Consider the following 15,471-nt stretch of genomic DNA (forward strand, 5'->3'; position numbering starts at 1 on the left):
GCACTATTTTTTATTGTCACCGCCCGCGGTAAGTGTGTACACTCCGCGCCGATCCGAAGGTAACCCTGAAGCAGGCAGAGCCGCCAGAAACCGGAAGGATCATACGCCTATAGGGCGAGGCACGCAGAAACGACAGACACTGCTGGGGAATGGTTTCTTTAATACCGGTTAGGCTCCGGTATCAGGGAGAACAACAGACACTCATCTTTCTTTTGACCGAGTGGGCCAACGGCTCATCATCTTCCCTTGTCATGGGCGGTCACTGGATATGAGCTGGGCTGTGGTTGTTGTCGTCTATCAACACGCATGCGTGCTGGCGCCTTCGCTTCTCTTCCTTGGAACCCTCTCCTGCTGTCGTGATGGCTGCCGAATGATGAACGGACGACGTGGCTGATGTCGTTTGTCATCAAAGTACCGCGGCGCAACGTAAAGTAGCACCGCATACCGTTGAGCTTGATGTAAAGCCACCAGCCCCACATCAAGACTCGTTACTTCCCAAGATCCACCAGGCAGCCTCTGGCTTGCCGCGATGTGCAAAGCGCAACACTGTTTTGCACAAGATGGTCTGGATGTGATTGAGGGTAACGAAGGCGACTTCCCGTCGCTCATTTGCGAGGCATAGCCCATGACTAACTGGTCCAGCAAGGACTCCTTGAAGGTCTACAACGTTCCCTACTGGGGTGCGGGTTTTTTCAATATCAATGACGCCGGTCATGTGACCGTTGCTCCCGACAAGTCACGCCCTGACGCACAGATCGTGCTTTCTGACGCCATCGAACAGTTGCGTCAGTCCGGGCTGACCACCCCCGTGCTGCTGCGCTTCCCCGACATCCTCAAGAGTCGGGTCGATGCGCTGTTCAATGCCTTCGGTCAGGCCATCGAAAAGTCAGGCTATGAAGGGGACTACCTCTGCGTTTACCCGATCAAGGTAAACCAGCAGCGTCGTGTCATCGAGACCATCAGCCAGTCCTACAGCGACAAGCCCAGGCTTGGCCTGGAAGCTGGTTCCAAACCGGAACTGCTGGCCGTGCTTTCCCATCACCATGAGCAAGGCTCGGTGATCGTCTGCAACGGTTACAAAGACCGCGAATATATCCGCCACGCTCTGCTCGGCAACCTGATGGGCCACAAGGTCTACATCGTGGTAGAGAAGCCCTCCGAGCTGGAGATGGTGCTGGACGAGTCAGCTCGTCTCAACATCAAGCCCAATATCGGCGTGCGTGCCAAGCTCGCGTCCACCGGCTCAGGCATGTGGGAATCGAGCGGTGGCTCCATGTCCAAATTCGGTCTGTCAGCCTCCCAGATCCTGGCGCTGATCGAGCGTCTGCGCAGTGTCGGCAAGCTGGATTGCCTGCAACTGCTGCACTTCCATCTGGGTTCCCAGATTGCCAATATCCGCGACATTCAGGGCGGTATCCGCGAGTGCGGCCGTTTCTATGCCGAACTGCGTCGCCTTGGCGCCAACATCGAAGTCGTTGACGTCGGTGGCGGCCTGGGGGTGGACTACGAGGGAACCCGTTCCCAGAGCCACTGCTCCGCCAACTACAGCCTCTCCGAGTACGCCAACAACGTGGTATGGGGTATCGGCGATGTCTGCCGCGAGTTCGACCTGCCGCACCCGACCATCATCAGCGAGTCCGGCCGTGCCCTGACCGCTCACCACGCCGTACTGGTCACCAACATCATTGGTGCCGAAGGGGTGGAGATGAACGATATCAGCGCACCGGGCGACGATGCGCCGACCATTCTGCAGAACATGTGGAAAGGGTGGCAGGATCTGAGCGGTGAAGATCCCTCCCTGCTGGAGATCTTCCACGACTCGGTAGCCGATCTGGCTGACGTCAACACCCAGTACACCATGGGTCTGCTCAACCTCGAACAGCGTGCCTGGGCCGAGATGCTGCATCAGAACACCTGTCTGGCGCTCAAAGAGCTGCTCAATCCGGTCAACCGCAACCACCGTGCGCTGGCTGACGAACTGAGTGAAAAGCTGGCTGACAAGTGCTTTGCCAACTTCTCCCTGTTCCAGTCCCTGCCGGATGCCTGGGGTATCGGTCAGGTATTCCCGGTGATGCCGCTCTCCGGTCTCGAGCGTCCGCTCAGCCGTCGCGGCATCCTGATGGATATCACCTGTGACTCCGACGGTCAGGTCGAGCACTACGTCGACGGTCTGGGGGTCGAGAGCACCCTGCCGATGCCGGTTTACGGCGAGAACGAAGAGTGCCACGTCGGCTTCTTCCTGGTGGGTGCCTATCAGGAGATCCTGGGCGACCTGCACAACCTGTTCGGTGATACCCACTGCGCGGAAGTGTGGCTGGACGAAGAGGGCAAGATGGACATTCGCAACGTGGTGCGCGGCGATACCGTCGACCAGCTGCTGCGTTACGTCAACATCGACCCGTCCGTTATCCGTGAGAACTACCAGCGGATCGCTTCCCACCCGGCGCTGGACGACGCAACCCGTAAAGCCCTGCTCGACGAGCTGGAGCTGGGTCTGCAAGGCTACGCCTATCTGGAAGACGAATAAGCCTTTTGGCTTGCCCCTCGCTTTGGCGGGGAGATGAAAAAACGGCGCCTGCGGGCGCCGTTTTTGTTGTGGAACGCCTGCAGTGCTGTCGCGGGGCTTTCCCCATCTTCATTCGGATAGCAATGGGCCACTCCGGGCCGTGCAGGCCACAGATCCGGCAGATATCTGCGGTTGTCAGCCGCTTCTCTTGATCTGCATCAAGTGTGATCCGCGGCGGTTACTTTACGGTCAGAAGTGATGTTGTGGAGATGTAACAAAAGGATGTGAATATGGAACTGGAAAGGGATCCGAGATGCTATACCGACGTCTGCATCAATGGTAAGTGGTATCACTACGACCACTGCAGCACCAATGTCTACATGTTGATGGGGGGCGCGGCCCCTTGTCTGCGGCTTGCATATGAGCCGAGCAGCGAAGAGGAGCTTATCGAGATGCTCCGCCAGCTGGCCTGTTGTTAAACCAGTGGCCATCGCGTCTGTGGGCGCGATGGCCAATTCTTCTTTAACGATTAATGGCCCGAGTTGCGGCCAAACACTCTCTTGCCCATCTCCAGCAGTGCGACGGCAAAGGCGTAGCTGCTGTCTGATTTGCCTATTTCATCGGCCACGTAGAGGAAGTTGGAGCGATACTTCTCCACCGCCTCTTGCGGGCTCGGGGCATCGATAAAATCCTCCTCGACTTCAAATCCCTGCGCCAGTAGCGCCTCTTTTTCGGGCAGAAAGGTGGGGGATTCCATGTCGATAAAGGTGTAGTGCTGCCGGTTGGAGTCCGGCATGGTGAAAAACTGGTACTTCGCCATCTGCGATACCTCGCCTGAACGGGTTTGTCGTGATGTGACCTTCCGCGGGTTGAACTGCTTTTCCACTTTCTTGCCGGTATCTTGTACTTGTGCAGGAAATGGGTATCGTTCGACTCTTTTTATTGCATCCGAGCTTACTCTGGCTGCACTCTCGCAAGCAACATAGGCGGCGGTTTTTTCGTCACATTATTCGGGTTTAACTGGGGAGATGCAGAGCATTAAAAAACCAGCCCGACGGGGCTGGTTTTAACTGATGGCTGACTCGAAAGGGCTGGTTTAGAGGATGAAGCTCTGTACCATGCTGCGCAGCTGCTCGGTAAGCTGGTGGATCTGGCGAGCGGCATCGCGCGCCTCGTTGGCGACCTGCAGCGCCTCGTCACTGCCATCGGAGATGCGCACCACATTGCGCTCGATCTCGTTGACCACTGCGCCCTGCTGCTCTATGGCGCTGGCGATGATGGCATTGGTATCGACCATCCGATCCACCTTCTCGGTGATGGCGCCGAAAGCGTGTTGGGCTTCCTGGGCGAGACCGACCCCCTCCTGCGCTTCGCGGCTGGCGGCAGACATGGCATTGACCGAGGCGCGGGCGCCGGATTGCAGCTGTTCAATCATCTGCTGGATCTCGACAGTGGCCCCCTGGGTGCGACTGGCCAGCGAGCGCACTTCATCGGCCACCACGGCGAAGCCGCGTCCCTGTTCACCCGCTCGGGCCGCCTCGATGGCGGCGTTGAGTGCCAGCAGGTTGGTCTGCTCGGCGATACCTCGGATCACGCTGATGACGCCGCCAATCTGGCTGCACTGCTGCTCCAGCTGGCCAATGCTCTCGGCGGTGCGCAGTACTTCGCGGTTGATATGGTCGATCGCCTTGATAGTGCGATCGACCACGGCCTCGCCCTGACCCACCACCTGCTGGGCTTCCTGAGTCATGCGGGCAGCTTGCAAGGCGTTGCCCGCCATGTCTTGTGACGTGGCAGCCAGCTCCTTGATGGCGGTGGCCACCTGATGGGTCTCCCCTTGCTGGGCGGCGATCACCTCCTGAGAGCGGCAGGTGCGATCTTCAATCTCGGTGGCGCTCTCCACCACGGTGACGCCGTTTTCCCGTACCCGCCGCATCAGAGTGCGCAGGGTCTCCAGGGTGACGTTGTAATCCCGACTGATGGCGGCCAGCTCATCCTGGCCGACAATCTCGATGTGCTGGCTGAGATCTTGGGCGTTGACCCGGGCGGCGATCTCCCGTACCCGGCCAACGGTGTCGCGCAGGGAGAGATAGGCGCCGATCATCAGGTAGATATAGAGCAACAGGATGGCGGTCAGCGGTGCCGTGACCCACCAGAAGTGGCGCTGGTTGGCTGCCATGCGCTGATGCAGGTCGGCTTCCAGCCGCTGGCGCACCTGGCCTGCCAGCTTGGTGATGGTGTTGTCGAGCCCATCTCCCAGCGCCAGCACCTCCTTGGTTGAGAGCTGTACCAGCTGATCCTTCATCATCTTGTTTTCCATGGTATCGACCCCCTGACGCACCTGTTGCAGCAGGGCATCGGTCTGCTGACCCAGCTCGGCGCGATAGGCGGGTTCAATCTGGTAGAGCAGGGTCAGATCGGCTTCCAGCTCCTGCAGGGTGGCGTTGATGAGGTCGAGGCGAAAGCGAAGGCCGCTGTAGCCTTCCGCCTGAAACAGGCCGAAGTCGGCAATAGTGGCGGCGCGATCCCGCACCTGAGCCAGCAGGTCGCGCAGTTGCGGCAGCCGTTCGCTGGTGAGGATCACCATGTAATAGGTGCCGAGCGCCGGATCCTGGATCAGGCTGCTGGCGGCGGTGATGTTCTTGTAGAGGTGGCGCACTTCGGTCAGTAGTTTGTCGTGGCGCAGATTGCTCTGATCAACTTCCAGCTTGCCCCCTTCGCTCTGCAGGGCAGCCCACCCCTGTTTGAGGGCGTCGAAAGCGGGATTTTCCTGACGGGTATCGGCAAAGGCGCGCAGGCTATCCTCCACCGCTTGAGCGGCGGCTTTGACCTTATCCTCTCCCACCGGTTTTTGCTCGTAGGCGTGCTGGGTGACCAGATTGCGGTGGGTCAGTAGCGCCTGCTCGATGGCGGGCACCGGGGCCAGATTGATGACGCCGGCCAGCTCCTTGCGGGCCTGTTCGTTGTCATCCTGCAGCCGTCCCAGCAGATTGGCCATGCTGTAGGCCAGCGGCAGCAGCATCAGACAGGACCAGAGCAGAAATTTGTATTTGAAAGAGAGCTGGTTGCCCAGCCTGATAGCCGGGTTGAAAATCCATTTCATATGAGGCCTCGATACCCGAAAAGACGGGTGCATGCGGTTATGGCTGAATATTACTCCTCGCCGCTGTACTTCGGTCAGGGAGAGGGGGAAGTTGTGATCCCCTTGGCTTTTTGTTCTGTTGCCAGCGCAATAGCAATGAAAACGGGCCACCCGAAGGTGACCCGTCTGTTGGCTATCTGGTTATCTGGCTACTCAGTTGAACGCCAGGAAGGGCGAGACGCAGAGCAGCAGGCCGGTGACGATGATGATGTAGAGGGAAGTGCCCTTGTACTTGTGCAGCGCCGGCACCTGATAGACCAGATAGGCCGGGATGAGGCAACCCACCATACCGAAGATGGGGCTGCAGATGGAGGTGAAGCTCAGCACCGGGGCGTTGAGCACGATGGCACCCCAGGAGAGCATGACGGTGAACACCATGATCCCTTTGCCCACCAATCCCTTGTTGATGCGGTTTTCCGGCAGCACCCGGCGCAGCAGGTTCATTGCCAGCCCCTGACAGGCTTCACGGAAACCGAGGTACACGCCGAAGTAGGCGGTCATTACCGCAAAGATGTTGAGGGTCAGGCTCAGGAGTTTGAGGGTCTGGCCGGGCATCCCCTGCGCCACCATCGCCAGTGCAGAGATGTTCTCCTCGGAGGCTTTGACCGCCTGATCGTGACCCATGGCCAGGGTGAAGGAGACCGCGTAGAAGAACACCACCACAAACAGGATGCCGAAGGCGATATTCATGGCGCGCATCGCCTTGAAGCGGGCCACTTCCAGCGACTTCTCCCGCGAGCGGTAGGAGATCACCATTGGGCTCAGGCTCTGGATAAAGAGGATGGAGGTGAGGGTGAAGGGGAGCATGATGATGGCATCCTTCATCCAGTCACCGGCGGCGGGCATGGCGGTGATGTTGGCCGCATCCCATTTGTCCACCATCATCAGGCCGAGCACGGCCACCACGCTGATCTTGGTCAGCACCATAAAGGTGGAGATCTTGAACAGCAGGTTTTCGCCGCGCGAGGCCAGCGCCACCAGACCGCAAATCAGTACCAGACCGTAGAGGGGATTTTCCGAGAGCAGGCCGTCGGTGACGCCGAAGCTCTGCAGGAAGGAGGCGCTGTCGTTGGTGATGGCGGTGGAGTAGACAAAGACCCAGATCACCAGCATCACGAAGTAGAGGGCGCCGAGCAGCACACCCCAGTTCTTGCCAAGGTAGCCGGTGATGACGCTGGGGTAATCCTTGCATTCGGGTGAGGTGGCCAGGGTATTGATAAAGAGGCGCTGGAACATATACATGGCCGGATAGCCTATTACTGCCGAGAGCAGAAAGACCCACAAGCCCATCAGCCCCACCTGTACCGGCAGGAAGACGATCCCCGCGCCGATGGCCATGCCGATGCTCATGATGATCCAGCCCCAGTCGGTGCTGTCGAAGCGAACCGCCTCTTTCCATTCCAGGGTGCCCATCATGGGGCCGTTGAGTGTGGTGCTATGCGCGTCCATTAGAACCTTCTTGTTGTTGTAAGGGTAAGAGCGGGCGCAAATATAGTTGAATAAATGCGTTGCAAACAATGCGTCCGCGCTCTCTTTTATTCAAATCAGGAGGGTGATCACGGTTTACTATGAGACCTAAAGATGCCTTTTTACGCCATTTTTCTATCTTTTTGTTGAATGGATAAACTAAAAAGCAAATAATGTTGAGCGAAAGCAGAGCTATAAATGCAAAAATAATTGCAATTACGGAGTGGGTAATATGAAAAAAATCATCACTGCGGCCTCGGCTCCCGACGCCATCGGACCTTACAGCCATGGCACTGCCTATGGCGACCTCATCTTTACCTCCGGCCAGCTGCCGGTGTGCAAACAGCAGGGCGGCGTGGTTGCCGGCGGTATTGAGGCACAGAGTCGTCAGGCACTCGAAAACCTGAAAGCGGTGCTGGAGGCGGGCGGCGGCTCGCTGGCGACAGTCCTCAAGACTACCTGCTATCTCGCCGAGATCAGCGATTTTGCCGCGTTTAACGAGGTTTACAAAGCCTATTTCCAGAAAGATTGTCCGGCGCGCAGCTGCTTCGCGGTGAAGGATCTGCCGATGGGCGTCAAGGTTGAAGTGGAAGCGATCGCCCATATCGCTCGGTAACGGATAGAGAAAGGTTCAATCAATGAAACAAGCGTGGCAGCAGTATCTGCAGATTATTCAACAGGTTGTCAAACCGGCGCTGGGCTGTACCGAGCCTATCGCCGCCGCTTATGCCGCCGCAGTTGCCGCCCGGCAACTGGGCTGCGCACCGCGTCGTATCGAGGTGGCGGTGTCGGATAATCTCTACAAGAACTCGATGGGTGTCTATGTGCCGGGTACCGGCAAGATTGGTCTGGCGATCGCAGCCGCCGCCGGCGCCCTCGGTGGCAATGCCGATGGCGGACTGGAGGTGCTGGCCGCCATCACCGCAGATCAGGTGGCCCGTGCCCAGGCCCTGATCGATGCCGGTGGCGTGCTGGTCAGCCGCACCGCTGCCCCCGAGTTTATCTTCTGCCGCGTGACTGTTTATGGCTCTGATGAAAACGGTGAAGAGCACAGCGCCGAAGTGACCCTGTGCGGTGGCCATACCCGCATCGTCGAGCAGCGTCGCGATGGCGAGGTGACCTTCACCGCCGATCAGAACCAGAGCGGTGCCACCGGCGCCATCTGCGATGGCGTGGATATCAGCATCGCCGCCATCTATGAGTTCGCCACCCAGGTGGAGTTCGAGCAGATCCGGTTCATCCTCAAGGCCTCCGAACTCAACGGCAAGCTCTCCGCCGAGGGGATGAACAACCCCTATGGTCTCGAGATCGGTCGTACCATGCAGCAGAACATCGATGCCGGCCTTATCGGCGAGGATGTGATGAACCGCATCGTGATGATGACGGCGGCAGCCTCCGATGCCCGCATGGGAGGGGCGACCCTGCCGGCGATGAGCAACTTTGGCAGCGGCAACCAGGGCATCGCGGCCACCATCCCGGTGATGGTGATTGCCGAGCGCTATGATGCCAGTGAAGAGCAGCTGGCTCGCGCCCTCATCATGAGCCATCTGGGCGCCATCTATATCAAGTCCCACTATCCGCCGCTGTCAGCCTTCTGCGGCAATACCGTGACCAGCGCGGCAGCTGCCATGGCCATGGTCTATCTCGCTGGCGGCAGCTTCGAGCAATCCTGCTTCGCCATCCAGAACGTGCTGAGCGACAGTGCCGGCATGGTGTGTGACGGAGCCAAAGCCTCTTGCGCCATGAAGGTGAGTACCTCCTCCGGTGCGGCAGTACGTGGTTTCCTGATGGCGCTTAACAGCCACTCGGTGTCGGGGCAGGGGATTGTTTCCGACAACGTGGATCAGACCATTCGCAACGTGGGTCAGATGGTGAAGGACGGCATGTCTGCCACAGACAGCACCATTATTGATATCATGTCCGCCTGAGTGTCCCTGTCGGCTGCTGCCCGGCGTCCATCGCCCGGCAGCAGCCCTTGCAAGAAGGTCCGAATGTGAAGCTGCAAGAGTTGAGTCAGAACGATTTCCAGATCCTCAAATCGATGGAGATCATCGTGGATGGCATCGCCGCCATGTATGGTCAGCACACCGAGGTGCTGCTCCACAGTCTGGATGTGCGCAACCCCTCGATCATCAAGATTGCCAACGGTCATATCACCGGCCGCAGCGTCGGCGCCCCCATCACCAACCTGGCGATGATCAAGCTCAAGAGCGGGCAGGATATCTCCAACCCCTACATGACCAAGTGTGCCACCGGCAAGACCCTGCGTTCGCTCACCACCGTCATTCGCAACGGGGAGCACAAGGCAATCGGACTGCTCTGCATCAACACCGATATGGATGCCCCGCTGCAATCCGTGTTGCGTGCCATGATGCCCGAGTGCATGCATGCCAGCGAGAACCACGCTACCCCCGAGGTGTTTGCCCGCAACATCGACGAAGCGCTCAACAGCACCATAGATACTGTCAGCGCCGAGGTGCGCGGTAACGAAGCCGTACCCCCTTCCCAGAAGACCCGGGTTATCGTTAACCAGTTGCACGACATGGGGATCTTCGAGCTTAAAGACAGTGCCCAGATCGCAGCGCGCCAGCTCGGCATCTCGGTTCACTCCATCTACCGCTACCTGCGGGAGATCAAGAAGGGATAGGTGCATGACACCTGCCTCCCCAAATTCTGCACAAGCGACAACTGCCAGAGTCACAGGCCGTAACGCTGGCTGTGCGTTACCCTGCATGGGCAATGAAAGCTGTTACCGCACCACTCTGGTTGTCGCCTTGTTCCCATCTCGTTGAATCAGCTGGAAATCACATGTCACGAATCATCTATCTGCTGCGCCATGGCCAGACCCTTTTCAATGCCGAACAGCGCCTGCAGGGACGCTGTAACTCCGATCTGACCGAGAAGGGTGAAGCGCAAGCTATTGCCATGGGATTGCGGCTTGCCGACGAGTTGGCGGATCCCGCCCGCTGGACCGTCTACGCCAGCCCGCTCGGGCGCGCCCGTCAGACCGCCCTGCTGGTGTGCGAGCAGTTGGGTTTGCCCGCCGATCGCATCATCTGGGATGAGCGGCTGATGGAGCTCGGCATGGGGGAGTGGGAAGGGTGCCAGATCCCCGAGCTCTGCCAGTCTCACCCTGAACTCGATACCGGCAGGGGCGATTGGTATCTGCAGGCGCCGGGGGCCGAGAGCGTCCTCAGTATTCAGCGCCGCGCCCAGCAGTGGCTGCTGGACCCGAAGGTCGCCGAGCGTGCCATCGTCATTTCCCACGGTCTGCTCGGCGCCATGCTGCGTGGCGTCTATGCCGACCTCAATGAGGCGGCGATCTGGGCTCAGGAGTTGCCGCAGGATGCCTTCTACAAGCTGCAAGCGGGCAAGATCACCCGGATAGCCTGCTGACTGCCTCAAGCGGAGGCACCATTGATAGCTCGAGGTGAAAGGTGGGGAGGGTGAAAGAAGGAGAGAAGACCTGTGCTGACATTGCTGAAGTTGGCCGCGAGAGAAGGTTGAATAGGGATGTGGTCAGGGAATAACAATCCACTCCCGTCTGACTCCTTCATATACCGAGCTCAAACCATACCCTTGCCAGATATCGGCCATGGCATCGCCAAAGACTCCAAGGGAGAGCGATGCGCGCAGGCGTTTCACTGTGTCGGGCGGGAGTTGCGGATGGCAGGCTAGCCACCTTTCCACCCGGGCAAGGATCATCACTCGCTGGAGCCTGTTTTTATGTCTGGGGGCGGTGATCAGCTCGGGAAGCTCGTCGCTAATCAACAGGTCGAAGCGCCCGGCTTGCAGCATGGCGATCCCAAGACTGGCCTTGGGCAGCAGCTCGTAGCGGATCGCTGCGTTATCAAGCAGCTCCCTCAGCTCTGCCACATCGATGGCACCAATCCGGTAGTTGCGCAGCGCCTCTATGTTGCTCAGGGGCGGAATAGTTTCTTGCCGGGCGTAGACTGCGAGGGTGATGGGGGCGATGCGCGCAACGTAGCGCAGGGTTTCGGCATTTTCCGCCGAAAAGTGCACGCCAAGCCCGCAGCTGTTTGGCTCGGTGGCCACTATCTTGAGCAGGCGCCGCATGGGCTTGGCTTGCAAATTAATTTCTATCCCTTGCTGCTTGGCCAAGCGGGCAAAGACATCGACATAAGGGCCGCTCAGCTGTTCTCCGGTAACCTGAATGAAAGGGGGGTAGGCATCGGCATAGATGTTTAGCACTGGCCCGGCCGATGCAAGTTGGCACCACAATAGCAGCAATACCCACCACCCCTTCATCTAGCCTCCTAAGGATGTGTGACCAGCTCCACAGGGGTTTGCACTATGCCGGGCAGATCGGCTTGTGTTATTTTCTGCGCCAGCGCTTTCAGGGCGAGGTCGAGCGCATATTGTGCCTGCTTGCCCGGATACTGGTCTGCGGTTGCCACCACAGATCCATCGCTGAGATAGGGGTGGATCCCCGGAATATTGTCATAGCCACCGATCAGCACCTTGCCTTTGAGCCCCAGCTCAGCCAAGGCTTGGGCGGCACCGATAGCCATATTGTCGTTACCGCAGAGCAGCGCCTTGACGTCCGGGGTTGCCTTGAGGAGATCGATAGTGGCGCTCTTGCCCTGAGCTGTGTCCCAATAGCCGCTGCGCACGCCGGCGACAACCATGTCTGCTGCGCGCAGGGCGGCCCGGAATCCGTCACTGCGAGCCCGGCTGTTGATGGCACCGGGGGGGCCCTCGATCAGCCCGACTTTACTGCCCGCAGGGAGCTTTTTGGCGACATATTCGCCGACACTGCGCGCACCGGCAAAGTTGCTGGGGCCGACGAAGGGGACATTGACCCCTTCCAGCACCAGCGCCCTGTCATCGAGCTTGTTGTCCATGTTGATAACCAGAATGCCGGCGCGGATCGCTTCCATCAGAACGGGCAGCATGGCGACCGAATCGGTCGGTACCACCACCAGGGCATCCACTTTCTGGCCGATCATTTTGCGGATGATCGCCTCCTGACCTGTGACATCCACCTCCTGCTGGATGCCTTCTAGCTGTAGTGTCAGGGCGTCCGGGTGGGCCGCAGCATAGGTCTCTGCCCCTTTCGCCATCTCGATGAAAAACTCGTTGCGGACCGATTTCAGTACCATGCCGACAGTCGGTTTGGCTGATACCTCACTGGCTGCAAACAGTGCCACAGCCGCCCACAACAAGCATCTTTGCCAACATCTGGTCATGTTACCTCCGCCCTGTTGGGCCAATCATCCAGCGCCACGATGTTGTCCAAGTATATGCCAGCCATGGGCGGGCAAGCGGCTTCCGGCAAGTGCCCGAATGTGCCGTGGGGCAACCAAAGCTCTGGGAGGCTATTTCTCTTTCATTTCTGTCGTGGGCTTGTGGATTTTTGTCGCCGTTCAACACATCAGAGCACCTTATCGCGGCAAGATGAGGTATCTTATGCCCCGATTTCATCCATTAAACGGATCCGAGACCCCATATGATTATCAAACCCAAGGTTCGCGGCTTTATCTGCACCACCACTCACCCGGTTGGCTGTGAAGCCAATGTTCGTCGCCAGATTGCTTACACCAAAGCCAAGGGCTCCATCGAGAATGGTCCCAAGAAGGTGCTGGTGATCGGCGCTTCCACCGGTTATGGTCTGGCCTCCCGCATTGCTGCCGCCTTTGGCTCCGGCGCCGCCACCCTCGGCGTCTTCTTTGAAAAAGCGGGCACCGAGTCCAAGACCGGTACCGCCGGCTGGTATAACTCCGCTGCCTTCGACAAGGCTGCCAAAGAGGCAGGCCTCTACGCCAAGAGCGTCAATGGCGATGCCTTCTCCAACGAGTGCCGCGCCAAGGTGATCGAGCTCATCAAGCAGGATCTGGGTCAGATTGATCTGGTGGTCTACTCTCTGGCCTCTCCGGTGCGCAAGATGCCGGAAACCGGCGAAGTGGTGCGCTCTGCCCTCAAACCGATCGGCGAGGTCTACACCACTACCGCCATCGATACCAACAAGGATCAGATCATCACCGCCACCGTTGAGCCGGCGAATGAGGAAGAGATCCAGAACACCATCACCGTCATGGGTGGTCAGGATTGGGAGCTGTGGATGGCCGCCCTGCGCGATGCTGGCGTGCTGGCTGACGGCGCCAAGTCCGTGGCCTACTCCTACATCGGTACCGATCTGACCTGGCCAATCTATTGGCATGGCACCCTGGGTCGCGCCAAGGAAGATCTGGACCGCGCCGCTGCCGCCATCCGAGGCGATCTGGCTGCCAAGGGCGGCACCGCTCACGTGGCCGTGCTGAAATCCGTGGTGACCCAGGCCTCTTCCGCCATTCCGGTGATGCCGCTCTACATCTCCATGGCCTTCAAGATCATGAAGGAAAAGGGTATTCACGAGGGGTGCATGGAGCAGGTGGATCGCATGATGCGCACCCGTCTCTACGCTTCCGACATGGCGCTGGACGATCAGGCCCGCATCCGTATGGATGACTGGGAACTGCGCGAAGACGTGCAGCAGACCTGCCGCGATCTGTGGCCATCCATCACCAGCGAGAACCTCTCCGACCTGACCGATTACACCGGCTACAAGCAGGAGTTCCTGCGCTTGTTCGGTTTCGGTCTGGACGAGGTCGATTACGATGCGGATGTGAATCCGGACGTGAAATTCGACGTGGTCGAGCTCTGAGTCTGACTCAAGTGAAAACGGGGCCCCGCGGGGCCCTGTTTTTTTGGCAAAAATACCGCTAAGTTACGGAATTTTATTATCAGCGATCACCTTTTTCCCATATCAAACCCGCTAGTCTGGCGGTGATCGGATCACATGACGGCATTGCCGAGGTACGGAAGCTATGACCACTCCAAATGAAGCGCCCAAAAAGCGCCAACTCCCCACTGTCTATACCCTGCTTTTCATCATCATCGCCCTGATGGCGGCCCTCACCTGGGTGCTGCCGGCGGGCAAATACAACTATGTGACGGCCAAGACCCAGCAGCCGGTGGCGGCCGCGGCCGTGGCTGACTACAGCGGTGATGAGCGACTGTTGCCGGTGCCCGGCAGCTACACCGAGTTGCCCTCTCATCCGCAGGGGGTATTCGATGTGCTCAAGGCCCCCATTCAGGGCTTCCACAAAGCCGCTGATGTGGCGCTGTTCGTGCTCATCATCGGTGGTTTTCTCGCGGTGACCATGCAGAGCGGGGCACTGGATGCCGGGGTGGGAGCCATCGTGCGCGGCTTTGCCGGGCGCGAGCGGCTGCTGATCCCGGTGCTGATCGCTCTCTTTGCCCTCGGCGGATCCACCTTTGGCATGGCGGAGGAGACGGTTGCCTTCTGGGCACTGATCGTGCCGGTGATGATGGCGGCGGGCTTTGATCGCATGGTGGCGGCGGGGATTATCCTGCTTGGCTCCGGGGTCGGTGTGCTCGCCTCCACCGTCAACCCGTTTGCTACCGGCATCGCCTCCGGTTTTGCCGGCATTCCCATCGGTGAGGGGATTGGCCTGCGGGTCATCCAGTGGCTGCTGCTGGTGATCTTCGCCTCCTGGTTCGTGATGCGTTACGCCAAGCAGGTGCAGCAGGACAAGTCCCGCTCTGTGCTGGCCGATATCGTCTATGACGACGAGTTCTCCCAGATGAAGAGCGGCAACCTCGCCTTCACCGGCAAGCAGAAGCTCACCATGCTGGTGTTCTTCGGCACCTTCCTGCTGATGATCTATGCGGTGGTGCCCTGGTCGGATTTGGGGATCGATGTGCTGCCCACCTTTGGCTGGTGGTTTGACGAGCTCTCCACCCTGTTCTTCAGCGCTTCCATTCTGATTGCGCTGATCAACCGGATGCCGGAGTCCAACTATGTGGCGACCTTCCTCAACGGGGCGCGAGACCTCATCGGAGTGGCGCTGGTTGTGGCGGTGGCGCGTGGCATCTATGTGGTGATGGAGCATGGCGTCATCATCGACACCATCTTGCACTGGGCCGAGGGGCTGGTGAGCGGACTCTCCTCGTCGGTGTTCATCCTGATGGCCTATCTGGTGCACATCATCCTGAGCTTCTTCATCCCGTCCACCTCGGGGCTGGCGACCGTCTCCATGCCGCTGATGGGGCCGCTGGCTGACTTCTCCGGCATCTCGCGGGATCTGGTGATCACGGCCTATCAGTCCGCCTCCGGCTGGATCAACCTGTTTGCCCCCACCGCCGCCCATCTGGTGGCGGGGCTGGCGCTCGCCAAGATCCCCTACGATCGCTTCGTGCGTTGGGTACTGCCCTTCATCATCGGGGTGGCTCTCATCACCATGGCGGTGCTGGTGGCCGGTGCCCTGCTGCACGGCTGAAGGTGCGGATAGAAAACGACAGATAACAAAAAGGCTCCCGCGGGAGCCTTTTT

The 15,471-nt window shown here is 59.1% G+C and carries 13 protein-coding genes; 8 read left to right on the forward strand and 5 right to left on the reverse strand.

The features are described from left to right. Positions 1-625: 625 nt before the first annotated feature. The gene (gene speA, locus NOM67_RS11185; RefSeq protein WP_255937046.1) at positions 626-2,527 is read left to right on the forward strand and encodes a biosynthetic arginine decarboxylase; all 1,902 of its coding nucleotides are present in this window, start codon (positions 626-628) and stop codon (positions 2,525-2,527) included. A gap of 269 nt (positions 2,528-2,796) precedes the next feature. Further along, complete coding sequence (locus tag NOM67_RS11190) at positions 2,797-2,985, forward strand: hypothetical protein (protein ID WP_255937047.1); 189 nt, start codon at positions 2,797-2,799, stop codon at positions 2,983-2,985. Positions 2,986-3,035: 50 nt separating this feature from the next. Here the strand turns inward: NOM67_RS11190 and NOM67_RS11195 are convergent, their stop codons facing one another. The 3 genes from NOM67_RS11195 to NOM67_RS11205 all read right to left on the reverse strand — a co-directional run bounded on the left by NOM67_RS11195 (position 3,036) and on the right by NOM67_RS11205 (position 7,097). Continuing rightward, on the reverse strand, positions 3,036-3,326 hold the full coding sequence (locus NOM67_RS11195) for a hypothetical protein (protein ID WP_255937048.1): 291 nt from the start codon (positions 3,324-3,326) through the stop codon (positions 3,036-3,038). Between the two features lie 276 nt (positions 3,327-3,602). Continuing rightward, the gene (locus NOM67_RS11200; protein ID WP_255937049.1) at positions 3,603-5,609 is read right to left on the reverse strand and encodes a methyl-accepting chemotaxis protein; all 2,007 of its coding nucleotides are present in this window, start codon (positions 5,607-5,609) and stop codon (positions 3,603-3,605) included. Between the two features lie 192 nt (positions 5,610-5,801). Then, positions 5,802-7,097 carry an amino acid permease gene (locus NOM67_RS11205; RefSeq protein ID WP_042031340.1) on the reverse strand — a complete coding sequence of 432 codons (1,296 nt, stop codon included), beginning with the start codon at positions 7,095-7,097 and terminating at the stop codon, positions 5,802-5,804. A gap of 250 nt (positions 7,098-7,347) precedes the next feature. Between NOM67_RS11205 and NOM67_RS11210 the strand changes: the two genes are divergently transcribed. From NOM67_RS11210 to NOM67_RS11225, 4 genes are all read left to right on the forward strand, one after another. Further along, positions 7,348-7,731 (forward strand): Rid family detoxifying hydrolase, encoded by a 384-nt coding sequence (locus NOM67_RS11210; RefSeq protein ID WP_203975567.1) that lies wholly within the window; start codon positions 7,348-7,350, stop codon positions 7,729-7,731. Positions 7,732-7,753: 22 nt separating this feature from the next. Beyond that, entirely contained in the window at positions 7,754-9,043 is a 1,290-nt protein-coding gene (locus NOM67_RS11215; RefSeq protein ID WP_255937050.1) for a serine dehydratase subunit alpha family protein, read from the forward strand. 65 nt (positions 9,044-9,108) lie between these two features. Further along, positions 9,109-9,762: a transcriptional regulator gene (locus NOM67_RS11220; RefSeq protein ID WP_033115023.1), complete on the forward strand. Its 654-nt coding sequence runs from the start codon at positions 9,109-9,111 to the stop codon at positions 9,760-9,762. A gap of 161 nt (positions 9,763-9,923) precedes the next feature. Continuing rightward, positions 9,924-10,511: a histidine phosphatase family protein gene (locus NOM67_RS11225; RefSeq protein ID WP_255937051.1), complete on the forward strand. Its 588-nt coding sequence runs from the start codon at positions 9,924-9,926 to the stop codon at positions 10,509-10,511. A 123-nt stretch (positions 10,512-10,634) separates the two neighbouring features. On the opposite strand, the gene NOM67_RS11230 is transcribed toward NOM67_RS11225, so the two are convergent. Then, positions 10,635-11,384 (reverse strand): ABC transporter substrate-binding protein, encoded by a 750-nt coding sequence (locus NOM67_RS11230; protein ID WP_156853348.1) that lies wholly within the window; start codon positions 11,382-11,384, stop codon positions 10,635-10,637. 8 nt (positions 11,385-11,392) lie between these two features. After that, positions 11,393-12,286 carry a sugar ABC transporter substrate-binding protein gene (locus NOM67_RS11235; RefSeq protein WP_225628368.1) on the reverse strand — a complete coding sequence of 298 codons (894 nt, stop codon included), beginning with the start codon at positions 12,284-12,286 and terminating at the stop codon, positions 11,393-11,395. Positions 12,287-12,585: 299 nt separating this feature from the next. Between NOM67_RS11235 and fabV the strand changes: the two genes are divergently transcribed. Both fabV and NOM67_RS11245 read left to right on the forward strand, forming a co-directional pair. Then, positions 12,586-13,779 carry an enoyl-ACP reductase FabV gene (fabV, locus tag NOM67_RS11240; protein WP_156853349.1) on the forward strand — a complete coding sequence of 398 codons (1,194 nt, stop codon included), beginning with the start codon at positions 12,586-12,588 and terminating at the stop codon, positions 13,777-13,779. Positions 13,780-13,942: 163 nt separating this feature from the next. Further along, positions 13,943-15,418: a YfcC family protein gene (locus NOM67_RS11245; RefSeq protein ID WP_185226832.1), complete on the forward strand. Its 1,476-nt coding sequence runs from the start codon at positions 13,943-13,945 to the stop codon at positions 15,416-15,418. The last annotated feature ends 53 nt before the right edge of the window (positions 15,419-15,471 follow it).

This window comes from Aeromonas sp. SG16 (assembly GCF_024436135.1).
Classification (GTDB): domain Bacteria; phylum Pseudomonadota; class Gammaproteobacteria; order Enterobacterales; family Aeromonadaceae; genus Aeromonas; species Aeromonas jandaei.

Bases quoted from the DNA above. Each gene is read 5' to 3' on its own strand.
- fabV (WP_156853349.1), top strand. From the start codon at position 12,586: ATGATTATCAAACCCAAGGTTCGCGGCTTTATCTGCACCACCACTCAC.
- NOM67_RS11200 (WP_255937049.1), bottom strand. From the start codon at position 5,609: ATGAAATGGATTTTCAACCCGGCTATCAGGCTGGGCAACCAGCTCTCT.
- NOM67_RS11190 (WP_255937047.1), top strand. From the start codon at position 2,797: ATGGAACTGGAAAGGGATCCGAGATGCTATACCGACGTCTGCATCAAT.
- NOM67_RS11205 (WP_042031340.1), bottom strand. From the start codon at position 7,097: ATGGACGCGCATAGCACCACACTCAACGGCCCCATGATGGGCACCCTG.
- NOM67_RS11195 (WP_255937048.1), bottom strand. From the start codon at position 3,326: ATGGCGAAGTACCAGTTTTTCACCATGCCGGACTCCAACCGGCAGCAC.
- NOM67_RS11230 (WP_156853348.1), bottom strand. From the start codon at position 11,384: ATGAAGGGGTGGTGGGTATTGCTGCTATTGTGGTGCCAACTTGCATCG.
- NOM67_RS11215 (WP_255937050.1), top strand. From the start codon at position 7,754: ATGAAACAAGCGTGGCAGCAGTATCTGCAGATTATTCAACAGGTTGTC.
- speA (WP_255937046.1), top strand. From the start codon at position 626: ATGACTAACTGGTCCAGCAAGGACTCCTTGAAGGTCTACAACGTTCCC.
- NOM67_RS11225 (WP_255937051.1), top strand. From the start codon at position 9,924: ATGTCACGAATCATCTATCTGCTGCGCCATGGCCAGACCCTTTTCAAT.
- NOM67_RS11210 (WP_203975567.1), top strand. From the start codon at position 7,348: ATGAAAAAAATCATCACTGCGGCCTCGGCTCCCGACGCCATCGGACCT.
- NOM67_RS11245 (WP_185226832.1), top strand. From the start codon at position 13,943: ATGACCACTCCAAATGAAGCGCCCAAAAAGCGCCAACTCCCCACTGTC.